This is a genomic window from Bacillota bacterium (genome assembly GCA_040754315.1).
Taxonomy (GTDB): Bacteria; Bacillota; Sulfobacillia; order DUSP01; family JBFMCS01; genus JBFMCS01.
Window position 1 is genome coordinate 16662 of sequence record JBFMCS010000052.1, and the last position, 18638, is coordinate 35299.

At 61.4% G+C, this 18638-nt stretch carries 21 protein-coding genes and 1 pseudogene; 4 read left to right on the top strand and 18 right to left on the bottom strand.

Translation table 11 applies throughout. From position 1 onward, the window contains the following. Positions 1-15: 15 nt before the first annotated feature. From AB1576_11475 to AB1576_11555, 17 genes are all read right to left on the bottom strand, one after another. The gene (locus AB1576_11475) at positions 16-1257 is read right to left on the bottom strand and encodes an argininosuccinate synthase (protein MEW6082364.1); all 1242 of its coding nucleotides are present in this window, start codon (positions 1255-1257) and stop codon (positions 16-18) included. Between the two features lie 160 nt (positions 1258-1417). After that, complete coding sequence (locus AB1576_11480; protein MEW6082365.1) at positions 1418-2386, bottom strand: HD domain-containing protein; 969 nt, start codon at positions 2384-2386, stop codon at positions 1418-1420. Further along, entirely contained in the window at positions 2379-2846 is a 468-nt protein-coding gene (locus tag AB1576_11485; GenBank protein MEW6082366.1) for a DUF523 domain-containing protein, read from the bottom strand. Before AB1576_11485 ends, AB1576_11480 begins: the two co-directional genes overlap by 8 nt. Further along, on the bottom strand, positions 2800-4821 hold the full coding sequence (locus AB1576_11490; GenBank protein ID MEW6082367.1) for a hydantoinase/oxoprolinase family protein: 2022 nt from the start codon (positions 4819-4821) through the stop codon (positions 2800-2802). Before AB1576_11490 ends, AB1576_11485 begins: the two co-directional genes overlap by 47 nt. Before the next feature lie 23 nt (positions 4822-4844). Continuing rightward, a complete protein-coding gene (locus AB1576_11495; protein MEW6082368.1) occupies positions 4845-5498 on the bottom strand; it encodes a corrinoid protein in 654 nt (217 codons plus the stop codon). After that, positions 5499-6779, bottom strand: a complete 1281-nt coding sequence (locus AB1576_11500) for a PocR ligand-binding domain-containing protein (protein ID MEW6082369.1) — start codon at positions 6777-6779, stop codon at positions 5499-5501. A gap of 666 nt (positions 6780-7445) precedes the next feature. Further along, positions 7446-7913, bottom strand: a complete 468-nt coding sequence (locus AB1576_11505; GenBank protein ID MEW6082370.1) for a hypothetical protein — start codon at positions 7911-7913, stop codon at positions 7446-7448. Beyond that, a complete protein-coding gene (locus AB1576_11510) occupies positions 7910-8212 on the bottom strand; it encodes a hypothetical protein (protein ID MEW6082371.1) in 303 nt (100 codons plus the stop codon). The genes AB1576_11505 and AB1576_11510 overlap by 4 nt, the downstream gene beginning before the upstream one ends. 61 nt (positions 8213-8273) lie before the next feature. Continuing rightward, a complete protein-coding gene (locus tag AB1576_11515; protein MEW6082372.1) occupies positions 8274-8639 on the bottom strand; it encodes a hypothetical protein in 366 nt (121 codons plus the stop codon). Next, positions 8555-8776, bottom strand: a complete 222-nt coding sequence (locus AB1576_11520; GenBank protein ID MEW6082373.1) for a 4Fe-4S binding protein — start codon at positions 8774-8776, stop codon at positions 8555-8557. The genes AB1576_11515 and AB1576_11520 overlap by 85 nt, the downstream gene beginning before the upstream one ends. Continuing rightward, a complete protein-coding gene (locus AB1576_11525) occupies positions 8745-9452 on the bottom strand; it encodes a 2-oxoacid:acceptor oxidoreductase family protein (protein MEW6082374.1) in 708 nt (235 codons plus the stop codon). Before AB1576_11525 ends, AB1576_11520 begins: the two co-directional genes overlap by 32 nt. Then, complete coding sequence (locus tag AB1576_11530) at positions 9452-10309, bottom strand: thiamine pyrophosphate-dependent enzyme (GenBank protein ID MEW6082375.1); 858 nt, start codon at positions 10307-10309, stop codon at positions 9452-9454. The genes AB1576_11525 and AB1576_11530 overlap by 1 nt, the downstream gene beginning before the upstream one ends. 24 nt (positions 10310-10333) lie before the next feature. Beyond that, positions 10334-11488 (bottom strand): transketolase C-terminal domain-containing protein, encoded by a 1155-nt coding sequence (locus AB1576_11535; GenBank protein ID MEW6082376.1) that lies wholly within the window; start codon positions 11486-11488, stop codon positions 10334-10336. After that, positions 11485-12069, bottom strand: coding sequence for a carbon monoxide dehydrogenase beta subunit family protein (locus AB1576_11540; protein MEW6082377.1), 585 nt, complete (start codon positions 12067-12069; stop codon positions 11485-11487). The genes AB1576_11535 and AB1576_11540 overlap by 4 nt, the downstream gene beginning before the upstream one ends. A 36-nt stretch (positions 12070-12105) precedes the next feature. Continuing rightward, positions 12106-13254: a 5-(carboxyamino)imidazole ribonucleotide synthase gene (gene purK, locus AB1576_11545; GenBank protein MEW6082378.1), complete on the bottom strand. Its 1149-nt coding sequence runs from the start codon at positions 13252-13254 to the stop codon at positions 12106-12108. Further along, positions 13254-13745, bottom strand: a complete 492-nt coding sequence (gene purE / locus AB1576_11550) for a 5-(carboxyamino)imidazole ribonucleotide mutase (protein ID MEW6082379.1) — start codon at positions 13743-13745, stop codon at positions 13254-13256. The genes purK and purE overlap by 1 nt, the downstream gene beginning before the upstream one ends. Before the next feature lie 419 nt (positions 13746-14164). Further along, positions 14165-14698 (bottom strand): transposase, encoded by a 534-nt coding sequence (locus AB1576_11555; GenBank protein MEW6082380.1) that lies wholly within the window; start codon positions 14696-14698, stop codon positions 14165-14167. A gap of 164 nt (positions 14699-14862) precedes the next feature. Here AB1576_11555 and AB1576_11560 point away from each other — a divergent pair. From AB1576_11560 to AB1576_11570, 3 genes and pseudogenes are all read left to right on the top strand, one after another. After that, positions 14863-15009: pseudogene (locus tag AB1576_11560) on the top strand (transposase). A gap of 103 nt (positions 15010-15112) precedes the next feature. Then, a complete protein-coding gene (locus tag AB1576_11565) occupies positions 15113-15835 on the top strand; it encodes an IS1595 family transposase (protein MEW6082381.1) in 723 nt (240 codons plus the stop codon). 349 nt (positions 15836-16184) lie between these two features. Then, on the top strand, positions 16185-16628 hold the full coding sequence (locus tag AB1576_11570) for a DMT family transporter (GenBank protein ID MEW6082382.1): 444 nt from the start codon (positions 16185-16187) through the stop codon (positions 16626-16628). Positions 16629-16647: 19 nt separating this feature from the next. Here the strand turns inward: AB1576_11570 and AB1576_11575 are convergent, their stop codons facing one another. After that, positions 16648-17298, bottom strand: a complete 651-nt coding sequence (locus AB1576_11575) for a DUF1638 domain-containing protein (GenBank protein MEW6082383.1) — start codon at positions 17296-17298, stop codon at positions 16648-16650. 197 nt (positions 17299-17495) lie between these two features. On the opposite strand from AB1576_11575, the gene AB1576_11580 reads away from it, so the two are divergent. Beyond that, a complete protein-coding gene (locus AB1576_11580) occupies positions 17496-18638 on the top strand; it encodes an FAD-binding oxidoreductase (GenBank protein MEW6082384.1) in 1143 nt (380 codons plus the stop codon).

Below are 18638 nucleotides of genomic sequence, written 5' to 3' on the forward strand. Positions count from 1 at the left end.
CAAGTTCCTCCCCCTCTAGTCTCCAACCAGGGGCACCTTCTCCTCTTCCCTTTCCCCTTCCCCTTGAGCGGCCCTGTGCACCGCCGCATAGGTCCGGGTGGGAAGCCCCCAGATATCTATGAAGCCCTCTGATGACTTGTGGCTGAAGGCATCGGCCTTGTCGTAAGTGGCTAGGGAGAAATCGTACAGTGACACCGGCGACTTCCGGCCAACCACATGACACAGGCCCTTGTACAGCTTCAGCCTTACCGTTCCGGACACGCTCTCTTGTACCTTATCCACGAAGGCATCAATGGATTCCTTCAGCTGCGAGTACCACAGGCCAAAGTACACCAGCTCAGCGTACTTCTCCTCCAGCCTTGTCTTGAATGATACGGTCTCCCTGGGCAGAGTGAGGAACTCCATCTCCTTGTGGGCCTGGATCAACACAGTGGATGCCGGGCACTCGTATATCTCCCTGGACTTGATCCCAACGAGGCGGTTCTCTACATGGTCTATCCTGCCAACGCCGTGTCGCCCCCCTATGTTGTTGAGTTCAGCGATTAGGGCTACAGGCTCCATTGGCCTGCCATTCAAGGCTACGGGAGTGCCCTGGACGAACTCGATCTCAAGGTACTCCGGTTCACCCGGGGCATCCGCCGGGGAGACAGTCCACTGGTAGATATCTTCCGGAGGCTCCACCCAGGGGTCCTCCAGGACACCGCACTCAATGCTCCGCCCCCACAGGTTCTGGTCTATGCTGTAGGGGTTCTTCTTTCCCACAGGTATGGGGATTCCCTTCTCCCTGGCGTAGTCTATCTCTTCTTCCCGGGACATGGGCCATTCTCTCACGGGGGCTATGACCTTGATGTCCGGGGCCAGGGCAGACACGGATACATCGAACCGCACCTGGTCATTGCCTTTGCCTGTGCAACCGTGGGCAACGGCCTCCGCGCCCTCGCTCTTGGCCACATCTACCAGTATCTTGGATATCAGGGGCCTGGAGAGGGACGCCGTGAGAGGGTACTTCCCCTCGTAAAGGGCATTAGCCTTCAATGCCCTGAAGGCATAGTTCCTGGCGAAGTCATCCTTGACGTCGACCACCTGGCACTTGACACAACCCAGGGACAGTGCCTTCTTCCTGATGAACTCAAGGTCCCGGCCCTCTCCCACATCGGCAGTAAGGGCTATCACATCCATGTTGTACTTGTCCTGCAGCCAGCGGATACACACGGAGGTGTCAAGACCCCCAGAGTACGCCAGAACTACGCTCCCCATGCTTTCTCCCTCCTGGTTTGCCCCGGCGGGCGCCATGATAGTAAAAATTATAGACCAGGACGCATATTTATGCAAGAGATTCCCTGAGGTTCCTGCGGTTCCTGGGGTTTCCCGGGAGTTCACGGCGAAGACCCTGGAGAATGCGGGGGTAATGGCCGGTCTACCTCGGGGGGATGTAGGCGCTCCTTTCCAGGTACTTGTCCCAGGCAGTCCATGGGGTGCCGGTATCATCATGGTTTTTCACCAGGACGGCGAACTGGTTCAACCTGGCGCTGACCAGGTCTGCGTAGAACAAGGCAAAGGCATTCATGGTCTTGGGTACCTCTGGGGCTCCCCAGTCCTTCTGCCCGTGGTGGCTCAGGATCATGTGGTCCAGTTCCATCTTGATGTCCTCGGGGAAGCCCTCCATCCCTCCGGTGGCCCTGTCTACCATCTCCTTGCCTATGACCACATGGCCTATGAGTTTGCCCCTATCAGTCATCTGGAAGGACACGCTGTCCATGTCATATTCCTGCACCTTGCCCACATCGTGGAGAAGCGCCCCGGTTATGAGGCGGTCCAGGTCCAAGGACTCCGGGTGAAGCCGCCACATACCCTGGCACAGGTCAGCCACCTCCAGGGTATGCTCCAGGAGCCCCCCGGCGAAGGCGTGGTGAACCCTCATGCCGCCGGGCGCCCTGGAGAAGATCGCAGCGAAACTGTGGTCCCCAAAGAAGGCGTGGAGGAGGGCCTTCAGGTGAGGGTTCTTCACCTGCCCGGCTGTCTCCAGGACCTTCTCCATCATCTGACCGCGGTCCTTGGAGGTAACAGGCTGGAACAGGCTGGGATCCATCTCGGAAAGGGATCGCTTCTCGAGCCTGGACACGTTCAGCTGGGGGCCCATGTAGTCAACAACCTGGCCCTCGACATAGACAAGGTCATCCACGTCAAACAGGCCGGACAGCCTGTCAGCGTTGTCCCAGACGCGTGTCTCGATCACGCCGCTGGAATCACCCAGCTGCAGTTTCAGGTAGCGCTCTCCCGAGCGCTGGCTGGCTTGGCTGTAGGTCACCAGGCTCTTTTTCACCACCGCAAAGGTGCTTGCCACCCTGTCCCCCGGCTTCAGTTCACTGGCCATTCTTCTAGACATCGCTCTTGTCTCCCCCGGTATAATGCTCATCACTGGACACAATGATCCCCTCCCTGCTAAGCAGGGCAGCGGTGACCCCCATCCCTGCCCTGGTTCGTCCTGAGAAGGTCCCGTCCGCTATCTCGAAGGTTCCACAGGAAGGACTCCTCTCCTTCAGCACTGCCCTCTTTAGGCCACACAACTGGCATATTTGCAGGACCTCCCGGGCGCCCCGCAGGAAGGCTCCGGTCCTGTCATTCCCATCCCGGTCCACGACGGGGCAGCGCCCGTCGATGACATCAAACCCGTTCCCGCCGCTTATCTCCGAGGGCACCCTGGGGGTGGGCATGCCTCCCAGCTGCTCCGGGCATACCGGTATGACCTCTCCCCTGGAGAATGCCTCTAGTAGCTGAGGGTTAGGGGATGAGCCCCCGTCATACCGGCACCCTATTCCCAGGAGACACGCGCTCACCACCAGCATGGTCTGGTCCTCCGTCCACAGGGGTGTCAAACCACTTGGGGGTCCCCACAGCTGTGATGGAGATCTCAGTGCCAAGGCAGAGAGAGTTCTCAGTGGCCATAGCCACCATGCAGTCCCGGACCTTGACCGATACCTCAACCCCGGAGGCCCCGGCCCTTAGCGCGCCTTCCCTCACTCTCTTAGTGCCCATCTCAATGGCGAAGGACCTTGCCTCATCCAGGATGTCGAACTCCTGCCTGAGCCAGGGAGAGAACAGTATGTAACCGCCATCGCTGGAGCTGTGTATCAGGAGATCGGCCGTCTCAACCACATTCCCCACGATGGCCCCCACGGCGTTGGCCACATCGGCATCCCCCGGCACCATTATCCCGGTCCCCAGGCGCCCAGCGACCCCAGGCAGGTAGGCATGGGCTGGAGCCCCCACCCCCACCAGGGGGATCTTGAGCCTCATGGAAACATCTAGGAGGTCCATTCTCTTTGGACCCAACGCCTCCCGGGTGAGCCCATGGCAGACAGGGCAATACACTGGGTCCTCCAGGTTCAGGCCGTCGCCAATGACCTTTCTCAGTATCTCCGATGATAGTCTATCCTCCATCGCCTGGAGTACATCTTGAGCCAGGACATCAGGCTCGACCCCCATTCGTCTAGCCATGATGGCCATGGCACTCCCAGACGCATCCCGGTTCCACGCATCCAGCCTTCCGAGGTAGTGAAGCACGTCGGTGGGAGTCAGGCCTGCCCGGAGTATCACGCCGTTGGCCTCAAGGCGATCCAGGGGAAGAAGGTCAGCATCCCGCTGCAGGGCCTTCCCCAGCGCCCTCACAGACAGGGGCCCTCCCCTGAGGGCCGAGACCACATCCGCCTCGCCCCCGTCCTGAACAGCGCCGTCCCTGATGAGGATCAGGAAGTCCTGCATCTCGCTCCTGGTGGGGCCGAAAACCGGGTCCTCCCGGATGAGTTTTAGTTCCTTCAGGGCCCCTGAGTGCTCGTAGGCCAGCCACGACAGGGGAGCAACCCGCTTGGGCCCCACGCGAAGGTTATGGTCCCGGTCCCTCCATATGTAGCTGTCCCCACCCAAGCCGATGGTGGTCATGTCCGCAGCCCGCACCCGGGTCCGCCATCCCCCCACGGAGGCACCCTCGCGGTTGAGGGTGGGCCTGCCCTCCAGGACCACGGCCACGTCTGAGGTTGTACCTCCTACGTCCACTACCAGCCCGTTGTCGACGCCAGTGAGGAAGACCGCCCCCAGCACGCTGGCGGCGGGTCCTGAGAGCAGCGTCTGGATGGGACGCATCCATGCCTCTGCCTCATCGACAAGGGAACCATCGCTCCTGACAACCATCACGGGGGCCTTGATGCCTATGTCCGCCAGGGCACCCTTCACGGCAGCCAGGAGTTCCTTGATTATGGGAATGAGCCGGGCATTGAGGACCGCGGTGACAGTCCTTTCACGGAAGCCCAGGGCCGTTGTGAGCTCGTGCCCGCACACCACCGGCACCCTCGTTATCGCTTCCAGAAGGGCCTTGGCCTCCAGCTCGTGCTCCGGGTTCCTCACACTCAGGTAGGTACTGATGGCCACCGCCTCTACCCGGCCCTGGAAGTGGCGGGCTGCCTCCTGTACGGACGCCACATCTAGTTCTGCCGCTGCTTCACCGTTGATGCGGTGCCCCCCGTCCACAACACGAACCTGGGCCGGAGGCAGCGGCCACTCTATTTCGGCCCCCGCCACTACCAGGCCCACGTCGGCACCTCGGCCCTCCACTACCGCATTCGTGGCCAGGGTTGTGGATAGGGCTACCACATCGGCCTTCAGTGCTTCCTCCCTCACGGCGCGGACAGCCTCCAGTACACTCCTGGCCAGGTTGGACCGGTCCGTCAGGGCCTTCCCCTTGGCCAAGATCTGGCCTGACGCCCTGTCCAGGACAACAGCATCAGTGTAGGTACCGCCGGTGTCTATCCCCAAGCCTACTGCCATGGTTTCCACCTCTCTCCCCAGTGTCAAGAGCCTTGCCTGGACATGAGCCGCCTGGCCGTCCTGGCCGCTGCTCGCGCGTCATGGGCATAGGCGTCAGCCCCAACCCGCTTGGCAAACTCCCGAGTGACCGGCCGGCCTCCCACTATTATCTTCACCCGACTGCGGAGCCCTGCGGCACTCAGGTAGTCCAGGGTCTCCCGGATGAAGGGCATCGTGGTGGTCAGGAGCGACGACAGTCCCAGGATATCCGGGGAATAGCGCTCCACCGCCATGGCGAATTCCTCGGGTGAGATGTCAATGCCCACGTCAAGAACCTCAAAACCCACAGCCTTCAGCATCATTGCCACCAGTGACTTCCCTATGTCGTGAAGGTCTCCGGCCACAGTACCTATGACCACCCGGCCCTCGTGGGTCTGGGCCGAGCCGGTGAGTAGGGGTCTCAAGGCATGGATCCCGGCATGGACCGCCCTGGATGCCATCAGCACGTCGGGTATGTATATGGTACCGTCCCCGAACCTCTCGGACACCAGGTCCATGCCGGCTATGAGGTGGTCCTCCAGCAGGGCCTCAGGTGACACCCCACTGTCTATGGCCGATCTCACCAAGGACATGACCTGGCTGGCTGAGCCGTGCAGGACAGCGTAGACAATTGGGCTGGGAACACCGCAATGGGGCATCTAGACCTCCCCCTTTGCCGGCTCTCCGGGACACCTGGCGCAGTTGTCCCGGAATTGTCCTGGTGTGCAGCCTTCCAGGGCCTTGAAAACCTTGGAGAAGTAACCTGGGTCAGAAAACCCAACCCTCCGGGCTATCTCCCTGATGGGCAACAGCGTGTCCCTGAGGAGGTCCTTCGCCACGGAGAGCCTGGCATTGGCCAAGTACTCCATTATCGTGCAGCCATACTCCCTCTTAAAGAGCCTGGAAAGGTAGTGAGGGCTCAAGTGCACAGTGCGGGAGACGTCCTCGACATTCACAGGCCTGTGGTAGTTCTCGGAAAGGTAGGTGGTGACCTCTCGGAGCACCCTCCCGTGCCTCCGGCCCTGATTTGCTGCCTCCGCCACGCATTCATCCAGCACCTGGTAAAGAAGGGAGCAGATCTCGGGAGTGGACTGCATCCGGGTGAGTTCGCGGAAGTGACGGTCATTGAGGGCAAGTAGCCGCTCCATATCCCCGCCCCCCTCCACAGCCGCCCTGGCCATGAGCACCAGGAACTGGTGAACCCTTGCCCGCAGCGCGGCTGGCTGGGCCACATAGCGCTCAAGGTCCTCGTCAAGGAGCGCCTCCAGCGCCTCACGGGCCTGGACGAGATTGCCCTGCCTGACCTCGGACAGCATTTCCCGCTCCTTCTTCAGCGAATAGATGGCGGGATAGGCGCTCTTACGGCTGCGCAGGCCTTGGCTCAGGGCGGCCTGGGTCTCGGCGATCCTCCGCCTCTGATCCAGGATGACGGATCCCTTCTTCATCATATAGTTGGCCACCATAAACAACATATCCGCCGCGGCCTTCACCTGAGCTGCCGGGATCACCCGGAGGCCCTTGGCCGCCTGGCATAACCGGGGAAACGGGATGCGGAGCCCCTGGGTGGCGGATTTGAGCTCCTCCCAGAAGAACTCCTCAGGTTCCCACATGAGCACCTGCCCGCAGACAATGGTGGCCACGTGGCGGTCTCCCAGGATCAAGGGGGCCGCCCACCCGATAAGGCCGGCGTGACAGCGAAAAATGTAGGGCTCACCCCACTTGGCTGCCTCCCTCCCGGCCCGGGTGTAGGACTTCCGGCACTTCTCCCTGCCTACCGAGCTATCCCTGATAAGCGTGCAGAAGGTACAATCACTCCGTTCCCCACCGGCCTCGAACACCGTGCCTCCATCGATGTCAGCCACAAGCACCTTGAGGCCTGTCACGGAGCTAAAGGACGTGAGGATTTCCCGGAATACCTTCTCCTCAATTATGTCTGTCATGTGCTCGGGTCCTGGAACCAATGTGCTAGATCAACCCCTCGAGTATTGTAACCTAGAGCAATTTCGACAGCCTGAAACGCAAAACCTTGTTGCCTCACCGGATCACGCCCGGGGCAGTCATAAAGAACCCCATAACCTGAATGGAGGCAAAAAAACACCGGGTCGAAGGCGCAACGCCTTACCCGGCAAGGAAAAGAGACCCCCTCTTATGTTCTGTTCTTACGGGAACAGTATTGACTATTCGATGTTCTTTCCAGATCTCCTTCTTAGCAGCCAAGTGAGGTGCCACTTTTTAGGCCTCCTGGATTAAGACGCCAGCGCCTAGCCTGGATTTCCACGGCCCGGAGTTCAACTAACATTTCCCATATACTGTGGGGTTGAACAGGACGCCCAGAGAGGGCGCGGGCTCGGGTTGCCCATGTTAGGTTTTTGACTAAACGCCACGTACTCACCCGAAGATGAAGCGCAAGCGCCTTTAGTCCAGCCAAGGTATGGGCGTGGACATATCTAGGAAGCGCGCGGCCACCAGAAGCGGGTTATGTGCACGCCGGTTGAAGCGCACCTGGAGTTCGTTGTCTGTCAAAGTGACCCGGGCGGCGGCGACCAGATCGCGGAAGATGTGGTTGGAATTAGCAGCCTGCCCAACATGTTGGTGGGGGATCAAGTTCAACCGTACTTCGAGTCCCCCCAGGCCGGGGCCACCCGGGAGACCTTGAACGTGTCGTAGGCCAGCACGTAGTGACCGTCCTCGATCTCCACGGACAGGTTGCCCCCGGTCACCCTGGCCTTGCCCACCAGCGTTACCCGCTCTGTCAAGAGCGATCCTGCCCGGGGATGCAGCAGTACCACCCGCTGGTCCTGGCTCATCGGGATGACGGGCCATTCCCGGACCTGGGCGTTCTCGATGGTGCGGGCCACGGCATCCACCCTGGCATCGAAAGTGATGATGGTGTACGGGTAACTCACGGCCGGGTTGGAGGGGCCCTGGATCCTGAAGTTGACCACGAACACCTTGGCCGGGCGGGCGATCCCGTCCACTTCCACCGTGTAAGTAGCGCCGGGTCTTTCCCCTGCAGCGAAGATCATCACCGTCTGGTCGCCGTGCTCCAGTAGGTAGGCTACCGGTGTCTTCATCTCGGCCAGCGCCCGGGCCCACGCAGCGATCTTGTCGTGGGTGCCCCCGCCCTAACGTTGACATCGGGCGTACCCAGCGGTGTTAGGGGCTGCGCGACGGCGAACAGCTGGGCGATGAGCCGGTCCAGCTCGACCACGTACACGTGCTGGTGGTTACGCGAGTCCACAAACACCAGGTGTCCCATGGTTCCCGCCGCCCGGTCCAGGAAGCAGTAGAACTTCTTGCCGCCGGCTACGAGATGGTAGGCGGCGGTGACCAAATGATATACTAACGCAAAGCACGCTTTTCGTGCGGGCAATAGATTCTTCCCGGTCATTGCCCGAGGCCAGCAGTTTGGAAATCAAGGAAAATAGTAGATGTCAGATGGGCCCGAAGGTTCCCTCGCTCGCCAGGCCGAGGTCCAGGCAGGCCAACCCCATACCCTTGCGGGCCTTGGCCCGGGCCGCATCCAGTTGACTACCAGATCGCGCCACTCCCGTTGCGAAGGTGCCGAAGCGGTCGGTATCAAAGTCCGCGCGCACCACCAGCGCACAACCGGTGCGAGCCTCGAATACCGGCTGGATGGCTTGTTCCTTGCCGTGTTTGGTAAGGAGGACGACGCGCCGACCCCCGAAAAAGCGGTCTACGGGGTCGGCGACGGTCAAGTCCGAGCCCGCTCCGTGAGCGCCTCCAGTACGAGGGCCGCTTTCGAGCAGGTCGTAACGCACAGCCCACAACCCTTGCATCGGGTCGCCTCCACTTTCACTTTCTTATCGTCGGGCAAGAACCAGATAACGTTCGGATCAGGGCAGGCGAGTATACATAGCTTGCATCCGGTGCAACGGCTCAATTCAACCTTGGCGGCCGCATACACGGCAACCATCCCCTCTCAACGCGGTGATCGAGTGTTCCTGCACCGCTTCAGCAGCCGCTTCCATCACCTGCATGTTCCTATCCACCAGCTGATCCATCTTGGTGAACTTCGCGGCCAGCACGTTGTCCAGTGCAGCCGTGGTCCCCGAGGCCACGAATTTGGCCCCGCCGAAACGCTCCAGTACCGCCTCGCGCAGGGATCCAAAAGTCACGATCCGGGCTATGCCGATCAGGGCACCCAGCATGGCCATGTTGGTGGCCAGTTCCGTCTCGGCTACTCTCACGGCGATGGCCGTGGCGGGTATCGAGTATAGCCGGGCGCCGAGCGCGCTCAGTTTTTCGAGATCTTCCCGGCCTATCCCCAGATCGCCGTCGGTATTGACGATGATGGTGCCTTCGGGCTGCAGTCCGTCAAAAAAGGGCATGGTGTAGCACTTGCCCAGGGTGATCACGTGAGGGTGGAAGATCATGATGATGTTAGGGAACAGCACTTCGCCCCGCTGGTATATTGGTTCGGCGGAGATGCGGACGTAGCTTTCGGCCGGGGCCAGGCGCTTCTCTGCCCCGAAGAACGGGTTGACCGTGGCCATGAGTCCGTCCTTGGTGGCCGCAGTGCCCAGGATATGGGCGGCAGTCACCAGACCTTGGCCGCCCAGGCCTGACATCCTGATCAGGGCCATCTTCATCACCGTTTCTCCCCTTCCGATGCAGCGAGGTATTGCTGGGCCTCAGGGGTAATGTACTCCCGGTACTGGAAGACCCCTTCCTTCTCGCGCTTGCGTATCACGCCCAGGGTCTCGTCCGGTCGGAATTTGAAGTTCGTCGGACAGGGGCAGAAGACCTGAACGTAAGTGGGACCTACATCTCGGGCCACCAGGATGGCTCGGCGGATGGCCTTCTCGAAGCGACGGGCGTTCGCAGGCGATGTCACCGCAACGTAGGCACAGCCGGACTCCCGGGCGATCTCCGGCATGGCTACCTTTTCGAACTTCTTGCCGGTAGGGGCCATGTTGAGCACCGCGCCCCGGGGGGACATGCCGCTTTCCTGACCTCCGGTATTAGCGTATGCTTCGTTGTCAAGCATCACGGTGGCGATGTTCTCGGCCCGGAACCACGAGTGCATCACCATCTCCAGGCCAATGTCGGCGGTGGCGCCGTCGCCTGCGACCACTACCACGTCCTTGGGCCGGTCGGGAAACCTGAGCTTCAGCGCCCGTTTCAGCCCGGACGCGATGGCGTTCTGGTTGCCAAACAGGCCGTGGATGTTATGCAGGCCCACCTGTGGGAAGGCGATGGCGCTGCAGCCGGTCGAACCCACCACTACCGTGTCGGCCGGGGCGGGCAAGGAAGCCAGGAACAGGCGCAGCGACAGGGCAAGCCCGCAGCCCGCGCACAGCGGGTGCTCCTCGAGCAACTCCTTGAAGGTACCCAGGTCGGCGACGCCCACGCTCCGGTCATAGGGACCGTCTGTCACCAGTTCCCGATACTCCTCCGGCATTATCTCCTCGAAGCCCGGGGCTATCCGGAATATCTGTTTGGTCATGGTCACATCCCATCCCATCCTTAGTCAGCGTGTGGCCGGAACGCATGCTTGCAACTGGGCTAATATCATCTCGCTAGGCATGGTCATGCCGCCGAACACGCGCGGGGCGCCCACGACCCGGCTGTTGTCCTCGACAACCGACTTGATCTCCCGGGCCAGCCAGCCCACCCGGTTGAACTCGGGCACGACGATGGCCCGCGCCCGCCGAGCCAGGTGTTGGATTTCCTCGGTGGGGAAGGGCCGGAGACACTTGATCTTCACCAGGCCCACGTCGATCCCCTGCGCCCGTGCCAGCTGGATGGCTTCCCGGCTCTGGGAGACGGCGGTGCCCGCGGCCATGATCAGGATATCGGCCTCCTCGTTCTCCGTCTCCAGGAGTCCCCCGAGATACTCATGGACGTACTTGCGGGAGCGTTCGACGGCCGCCAAGATCTCCTGTTGCCAGGATGCGTGAGCGGCGTAGCTGATGAAGTTGCTCTTCATCACGAAGGGATCGCGCATATGGCGGACGGGCACGCCCTCCATGTCCATGGCCGGCACCGGCGACCGGTGCGGGTCGTACGGCGGCAGTTTCACGTCGGGAGGTCCGACGGTGACCATCTCCCGGGTGTGGGTCACGAAGAACCCATCGGCAAACACGCCCACGGGGATATGTACGTCCGTCTGCTCGGCGATGGCGAAAGCCCGCAGCGTGAAATCGTACAGATCCTGGGCTCCCTCAGCATGAAGCATGATGATGCCGGTGTCGAGGAGGAAGGCCATCTCAATGGTATCCGGCTGGATGGACAGGGGTGAGTTCACGCCCCGCGTGAAGAAGCAACAGACGATGGGCAGGCGCATCCCGGCCCAACAAGGGAACATCTCGAAAGCCCGCAGGGTGCCGGGGCCGCCGGTGGCAGTGAACACCCGCACGCCACCCATGGCCGCCCCCGCCACCTGGCCCATCACGGCGAACTCGCTCTCGCCCCGAAAATAGTCGGGGATGTAACCTTCGGCGTACAGGTCGCCAACGAGGTGCATGCTTTCGGACTGCGGGGTTATCGGGTAGGCGATGGCCATGGTTATGTTGGACCGCTGGATCGCCTCCTTGACCGCCTCGCTGCCGGTTATGAAGCGGCTTTCGCACCTGGTCGGTTGAAACACTTCATCGACCATCAGCGCCACTCTCTGCTCGATCATCCGACGTCACCTGCCTTGCGCTTCATTTCCCTCACCATCGCGGTCAACCGCTCGAGCGTTCGCAGGCCGGCGTCCCGCAAGCTGATCATGGCGTCTTCATGTCCCACTTCGCCGCAAATGGCGATGGTATAGCAGTCCGTCCCTCCGCGGATGATCTTTAGCGCCACATTCGCGTAATGGCAGTGCACCCCGATGAAGACGCACACGTCGATGTGGTTGTGCCAGATGGTAAGGTTGGGGTGATTGGGGTTGATCTCTACCGCAGGGTTGATCATGGGGTACTTGGGACGGTAGTCGGGCATCGGGATGATCTTGGCCCGGACTTCCCTGGCCAGGACCTGGAGGGCGCGCGCCTTCTCAGCCACCCCTTCTTTCCAGTCCCAGAGGATCAGCGGGCCGGGGAAGAACACGGGATTGCCCGCGGCCAGCAGGCGCCGGGCGATCTCTTCCAGGGCCCGTTCCTCCGGGACGAGCTCTCCCTCAAGGAGCGCATGACCCCTTTCCGGCAGGCAAATGCCGACACAGGCGGCAGCCGGGGGCAAGTACCCCTCCGGTCCCGCCTTCACCCTGTAACTATCCACTTACATCCTCCATCCTTCCAGTGGACGCCGCCCGCCTCAGGTGGCCTGTCCCTGGTAAAGTCGGTCAGCCCAGCGCAACGCAACGTCCGGGGCGCCGCCCAGCACGTTCAAGTGTCCCATCTTGCGACGTGCTACCGGTGTTCCCTGTTTGCCGTATAGATGCACCTTCACGTTGTCCGGGAAGTGAGGCATCCCCCTCAGGACTGCGGGAACCTGCTCCCCCAGGACATTCACCATCACTGCCGGGGTCAGAAGCCGGGTTGACCCGAGCGGAAGTCCGCTGGTCGCCCGGATCAACTGCTCGAACTGAGAAGTGGCACTGGCATCCCACGTGTAATGACCGGAATTATGCGGGCGCGGCGCCAGTTCGTTCACGACCAGTCCTTTTGCAGTCACGAATAACTCGATGGCCATCAAACCTACCAGTCCCAGCGCATCGGCGAGGTCCGCGCCGAGTGCCTCCGCTTCCGCCTGCAGGGCGGGTTCGATGCGAGCAGGGACGACCGTACTGTGCAGGATGTTTGCGCGATGCGCATTCTCCCCTATGGGATACGTCACCGTTTGACCAGTTTCCTGCCGCGCGACTATAATGGAAGCTTCGCACAAAAAGCAGACGAACTTTTCAACCATCCACTCCCCGGTCAAGGGAGGCACCTTATCCAGCTGGGCAGCTGCCGCCTCCAGGTCGGCAGGGGCGTTCAGAACCATCTGCCCCTTGCCGTCGTATCCGCCGGCACAGGTCTTAAGCACGCAAGGAAGCTCCAGTTCATGCACGGCGCGGCGGAGTCCGGCCGCATCCCGGACGAGGCGAAAGGGGACCACGGGGAAGCCAGCCCCCACCAGGACCGTCTTCTCGCGGCCGCGATGCTGGGATACCCGGAGGATGCGGCTCCCCTGGGGCAACCAGAACTCGTGCTCCAGGGCCTCGACAACCTGGAAAGGGATGTTCTCGAACTCGTATACGATGAGGTCGGAAGCCCGTCCCAGGCGGCGGGCGGCCTCCACGTCGTGGAACGGGGCGACTATCTGCTCGCGGGCGATCTGGCCACAGGGCGAGTTGGGGGTGGGGTCGAGGCAGACCACATCGTATCCCATGCGCCTAGCTTCGAGGGCGATCATCCGGCCCAGTTGCCCACCGCCCAGGATGCCGATGGTGCTCCCCGGCAGGACCGGCTGTCGAGCCATCACCGCCACTCTCTGGCATCACGCACTGCTTGGGCCGCTTGCTCGCGGCGCGAGCGCAGACGACCGACAAGGCGCTCATCGTGGAGGGCCAGGATCTGCGCCGCCAGCAAGGCCGCGTTCTTGGCCCCGGCGGCGCCGATCGCGACCGTGGCCACCGGCACCCCGGCCGGCATCTGCACAATCGAAAGCAGCGAGTCGAGTCCCCGCAGGTCAGTCGAAGGCACCGGCACGCCGATCACGGGCAGGAGCGTGCGCGACGCCACCATCCCGGGCAAGTGGGCCGCCCCGCCCGCGCCGGCAATGATCACCTTGATGCCCCGGCCCGCTGCTTCGCTGGCGAAAGCGAACATCTCCTCGGGCGTGCGATGGGCGGATACGATCCGCTTCTCGAAAGGAATCTCGAGCTCGGCCAGCACCGAACAGGCTTCCTTCATGACCTCCCAGTCCGACCGGCTGCCCATTATCACCGATACGCTCGGCTTATCGTCCATGACACCCATCCTCCCGGTTATTCCGGAATCAGGCTTGGCGGCACCGCGCCCCGCCGGGGGTTCCCTCCAGCCACCGGAGTCTACGGCCATCCAGCCCCGCAACCGGGCTCGGGCTTCGCGCCTACCAGGCACAGCGATCCAGCCACCACCCGCCAGCAGATCAGCCCGTGGCGGGGCGCCGTCGCTGGGGGCTCCACCACTTCGACCGCATCGCATGTACGACTCGCTGCCCTGGCCATGGCGCCCGGGTCGGCCGCCCGTCCAGGATAGGAGGAGCACGTCGTCTGCGCCATGGCGGGAGCGGCTCGACGAGACCGTCGCATATTCTTGTCCGCCATAGCCCCCGGCACCATCACGGGATGTGCCCCGGGCAAGGTAGAAATTCGGTAAGCCCAGCTACGTTCCTTCTTTTGGACATTCTAGCTGTCGGGAACTGGGCAAACTTTTTGCGTGGGGGCCGGGTACGCCTTGAAACTTGGGCTATGGTGCAAGAATGGAAACCAGGATCCTCCCGCCCGGGGTCGGGCGGCGGCCTTTTCTAGGATCTCGCGCTCCTGTCGCAGGATGAGGGTCTCCTGGCGCAAGCGGTGCAGCTTTGCGCACCCGGAGGTGATCAACCCTTCCCGCAGGCCCGCATCGGTCTCCTGATGCCGCGCCCAGCACCGGAGCGACTCATGGGATATGTCCAAGTTTTTGGCGGTCTGGGTGATGCTCTCCCCACTCTCGCGTACCAAGCGGACAGCTTCCGTCCCGAACTCCGGCGGATATGGTCGTCTGGTTCCTGGCATTGGCAACAACTCCCCTATTCCCAAGTATGTCCACCTGAGAGCCGGGTTAGGCCCAGGGAGCCCGGGTCGCAGTCGCAACGACCGCCAGCACACCTCGGCCGGCCAAGGACATCCATCTCTATCTCCTCCGGCCGGACTTTCCGGAGGTGTTGCGCCGTGCGGCATCAACAACTACTGCTACGAGAATTACTGAAGAGGGATCACGTTACTTCCTCCGAGGTAACGCGATAACTTATGATGACTATCGAGTTAGGCCAGCATGGGTGACATTTTGGACGGTTATGCAGGCTGAGAGCAAATGAGCAAAGAGTTCAGGCTGCAACGGCCCACCGAGGGTAAGAAGCGGTCATTTTTCGCCGGACCTTTCTGTAAGGTAACAAAGGAGCGAGCAGGCGCTGTTTCTCGCCATGGTGGAGATGGTGGTAAGCGGTGTGTCTACGCGGAAGGTAAGGGCGGTGGTGCAGGAGCTTTGCGGGACCGTAGTCGGGGCTGAGGTCCTGGTAGTGGGTATGGTACTTCAGCATATGGTCCACGGCGCGCCAACAGCTGCAATGCGCCGCGTGCCAGCACCAGACTTCAGTGATTGCGGGCACGGTCCTCGAAGGTACTCGGAAGCCGTTGCGCGTCTGGTTCCAGACGATGTGGTACGTGACGAGCCAGAAGAACGGTGGCAACGCTCTCGGTCTCAAGCGCATTCTTGGCTTCGGAAGCTACCAGACGGCATGGAGTTGGCTGCACAAGATGCGACGCGCGATGGTACGCCCTGGGCGGGACCACTTGAGCGGACGGGCATGCGGTCGACGAAACCTACGTTGGCGAAAGCGATCGTCGTCGCAGCCATCGAGGTCCGTGAGCTCAAGTGCTTCGGGCGGGTCAGGTTTAGACAAGTCCCACGTCTCTGTTCACAGCCTGGTGCCTTTCGTGAGAGATGTCATCGTGCCGGAGTCCGTCGTCCTGACCGATGGTTGGCAGGGCTATGCGATGTTGTCTCGGTACGGCTACACCCACGAGAAGACCATTATGTCCGCCTCCTGGGACCCTGCACACGTGGCGATGCCCGGAGTGCACCGTGTAGCATCTCTCCTCAAACGGTGGCTGCTGGGCACGCATCACGGAGCTGTCGGAGAGCGAGCATCTCGACTACTACCTCGACGAGTACACATCCGGTTCAATCGGCGCACGTCCAAAGCTCGCGGTCTCTTGTTTTACCGGCTACTCCAACAATCCGTGCAGACCTCTCCGACTCCATATCGCCAGCTCGCCGGTGGCAGACCGCACCTAACTCACGGATCTGAAGAGTAACACACATATACGAGAGGAAAGTGGATACCCCCTTTATAATACGTCCAGTCAAGGGGGCGACTAGCAGAGCAACCCTGATACCGCAATACTCTCAAGCAGGGAAATGCGGAACGGGGGATGTGGGGACAACGGTACCCGCCGCAGAATAGTAAGGTGAGTATGTCTGGTGATATACGACCGACGCCTAACGAAAGCTGGCGGCAAACAATCTGTAACTGGGCTGCCGTCCACAGAAAGCTAGAACAGACTGTATGCGTGAAATCCAGGCTAGTCCCTTGTCCGGGTCCTCAGGCATTCCGGGAGGGAGAACGGGTTAGATTACAGAGGTAATGAGAAGGGAGGGCCCAAGATGATCCTGGCGGGTATCGCCGCCGCCCTTTCGGGTGTGGCCATGGCAATCCAGGGCTCCCTGAATGGTGCCCTGTCCAAGGTGATAGGCGTTTGGACCACCACCTTCCTGGTTCTCCTGATAGGTGTCACCGGCGTAGGCATTCCCCGCTTCGCCCTGGGCCTTGAGCCCGGTTCTCTTGGGAAACTGGGTGCTGCCCCATGGTACCTCTACCTCGGGGGTCTCCTCTCTGGCCCTATAGTCTTCGGGGTCGCGTCCAGCATACCAAGGCTTGGGGTTGCGCCTGCCACTACGGCCATCATCGTGGGCCAGGTACTCACAGCGACGCTCATTGACCACTTCGGTCTCCTCGGGCTGAATAGGATCCCCTTATCGTGGATGAAGGGTCTTGGCCTTGTGCTGCTAGCCTCTGGGGCCTGGCTGCTCCTGGATAGACCAGGCTGAGGCACAAGACCGCCGGAGACTAAAGGAACATTGCCTGCCGGACCTCCCCGGGGTGTTCGATAACCAGGAAGTCGTGATCCCACAGGGAATCATCCAGAAGCCTCTTGAAGTAGGTATCAAGTCCCTTAATCTCCTCCAGGGGGAGGTTCAGGAAGGCCGCTACGTCCCTGGAGTACTTGCGGTATTCCTCCAGGTCGCCAACCCCTGTGTCGATCAGGCAAAGCCGGGTGTAGTTCTTGTACTCCTCCTCTATCACCCACTTGGCCGTGTCTTCGCCATGCTTCTCACAGTAACCCTGGTATTCGGAAAGGGGATCTCCCTTGCAGTCTATCCACCCCTTGGAGAGGTACACCGTGCCAGGGCACTTGCCGAACTCGGCGTAGTATGCCTGGCGCGAACCCATTAGAAGGCTTATGCAGTCGTGGACACGGGGTATCACCAAGCGCTGGCCCCTTTTCGGGCAAAGGCCCACCACACCGTTGGAACACAGGCCATAGCCCAGGATCACCGTGGCCGCGTCGATGCTCCTGAGCCGCTCTTTCAGCTCATCCCTCAGCATCTCGGGGGTCCTGTGAAGGCCATACGGGAGATACTCTCTCTTTATCCCTGCTCCCACCAAGCGCTCCATCTCGTCCTTGACTGTCTGGCAAGCCAGCACCTCAACACTCACTTGACTATCCCCCCTGGCCGTACGTAACCCCGGATCACCGGCATATTACTGCATGTGGCTTCTTGCACCGGAAACCAGGTCCCTTTGGAGAATCCTCCACATTGAGGGTAGATTCCGTAGAAACGGGGCGCCTCCTTCACCCTGCCTGGAGGTTTCCACTGGCTGCCCTAGAAGATTCACGCTGGGAGGGATCTGGCGTGCACGAGACGGCAGATGCCGTGGTGATAGGAGGAGGGTCTGTCGGCTGTTCTGTAGCATACAACCTGGCCCGCAGGGGGGTCAGGAAGGTCGTCATCCTGGAGAAGAGCTACCTCAATGCAGGCTCCACGGGACGGTGCGCGGCGGGGATACGGCAGCAGTGGGGCACCAGGATCAACTGCCTCATGGGAATGGGCAGCGTAGAAAGGTTCAAGGGGTTCAGCGAGGAGGTGTGGCCCGAGAGCATTGACTTCAGGCAAAGCGGCTACCTCTTGCTGGGCCATACAGAAAGCGAAGCCCGCCAGCTTGCGTTGAACGTGCAACTCCAGAGGAGCCTGGGCATACCTGTGGAGGTGCTCACTGGCTGTGACGCTGGAGCCATCGTTCCATTCCTGAACACTACTGATGTCTCCCTGGCCACCTTCTGCCCTGAGGACGGCTTCGTCGATCCCTTCAAGGTCACCCTCTTTTACGCCAAGGCCGCAGCCCGCCTGGGAGCCACGCTGAGAAGGTTCACCGAGGTTATATCAATAACATCCCAGGGCGGGCGGGTAACCTCAGTCAAGACCAACAACGGGGTTATCGACACCCCCGTCGTAATCAACGCCACCGAAGCCTATGCTGCCTCACTGGGAGCCCTGGCTGGACTCAACCACCCGGTGAAGCCGGAGAGACACCAGATCCTTGTGACCGAGCAGGTGGAACCCCTGCTTGGCCCCATGGTGATGTCGTTCTATCACAAGTCATACTGCCAGCAGTCCCCCAACGGATCCTTCCTGATGGGCTTCGGCAATCCCTGCGAACCCGCGGGGATAAACTACAAGAGCAGCCTGGATTTCGTTACCTCGATGGCCCGGAAGGCGGTCCAGCTCATGCCGCTCTTGGGTTCTCTCAGGGTCGTCCGGCAGTGGGCGGGCCACTACGGGATCTCCCCGGATGGGCAGCCAATAATCGGCCCATCCCCTCGCCTCAGGGGCTACTACACCGCACTGGGCTGCGGCAAGGGGTTCATGTTCTCCCCCATGATCGGAGAGATCGTGTCCCAGATGGTGGTGGGAGAGGAGACAACGCTCCCCGCCAAAACCATGAGCGAGGAGCGCTTCGCCAAGGGCGAACTCATTATGGAGCCTGCGGTCGTCTAG

Excerpts from the sequence above, each read along its gene's own strand:
- AB1576_11475 (MEW6082364.1), bottom strand. The coding sequence starts at position 1,257 with ATGGGGAGCGTAGTTCTGGCGTACTCTGGGGGTCTTGACACCTCCGTG.
- AB1576_11480 (MEW6082365.1), bottom strand. The coding sequence starts at position 2,386 with ATGTCTAGAAGAATGGCCAGTGAACTGAAGCCGGGGGACAGGGTGGCA.
- AB1576_11485 (MEW6082366.1), bottom strand. The coding sequence starts at position 2,846 with ATGCTGGTGGTGAGCGCGTGTCTCCTGGGAATAGGGTGCCGGTATGAC.
- AB1576_11490 (MEW6082367.1), bottom strand. The coding sequence starts at position 4,821 with ATGGCAGTAGGCTTGGGGATAGACACCGGCGGTACCTACACTGATGCT.
- AB1576_11495 (MEW6082368.1), bottom strand. The coding sequence starts at position 5,498 with ATGCCCCATTGCGGTGTTCCCAGCCCAATTGTCTACGCTGTCCTGCAC.
- AB1576_11500 (MEW6082369.1), bottom strand. The coding sequence starts at position 6,779 with ATGACAGACATAATTGAGGAGAAGGTATTCCGGGAAATCCTCACGTCC.
- AB1576_11505 (MEW6082370.1), bottom strand. The coding sequence starts at position 7,913 with ATGAAGACACCGGTAGCCTACCTACTGGAGCACGGCGACCAGACGGTG.
- AB1576_11515 (MEW6082372.1), bottom strand. The coding sequence starts at position 8,639 with ATGCAAGGGTTGTGGGCTGTGCGTTACGACCTGCTCGAAAGCGGCCCT.
- AB1576_11520 (MEW6082373.1), bottom strand. The coding sequence starts at position 8,776 with ATGGTTGCCGTGTATGCGGCCGCCAAGGTTGAATTGAGCCGTTGCACC.
- AB1576_11525 (MEW6082374.1), bottom strand. The coding sequence starts at position 9,452 with ATGAAGATGGCCCTGATCAGGATGTCAGGCCTGGGCGGCCAAGGTCTG.
- AB1576_11530 (MEW6082375.1), bottom strand. The coding sequence starts at position 10,309 with ATGACCAAACAGATATTCCGGATAGCCCCGGGCTTCGAGGAGATAATG.
- AB1576_11535 (MEW6082376.1), bottom strand. The coding sequence starts at position 11,488 with ATGATCGAGCAGAGAGTGGCGCTGATGGTCGATGAAGTGTTTCAACCG.
- purK (MEW6082378.1), bottom strand. The coding sequence starts at position 13,254 with ATGGCTCGACAGCCGGTCCTGCCGGGGAGCACCATCGGCATCCTGGGC.
- purE (MEW6082379.1), bottom strand. The coding sequence starts at position 13,745 with ATGGACGATAAGCCGAGCGTATCGGTGATAATGGGCAGCCGGTCGGAC.
- AB1576_11555 (MEW6082380.1), bottom strand. The coding sequence starts at position 14,698 with ATGCCGCACGGCGCAACACCTCCGGAAAGTCCGGCCGGAGGAGATAGA.
- AB1576_11570 (MEW6082382.1), top strand. The coding sequence starts at position 16,185 with ATGATCCTGGCGGGTATCGCCGCCGCCCTTTCGGGTGTGGCCATGGCA.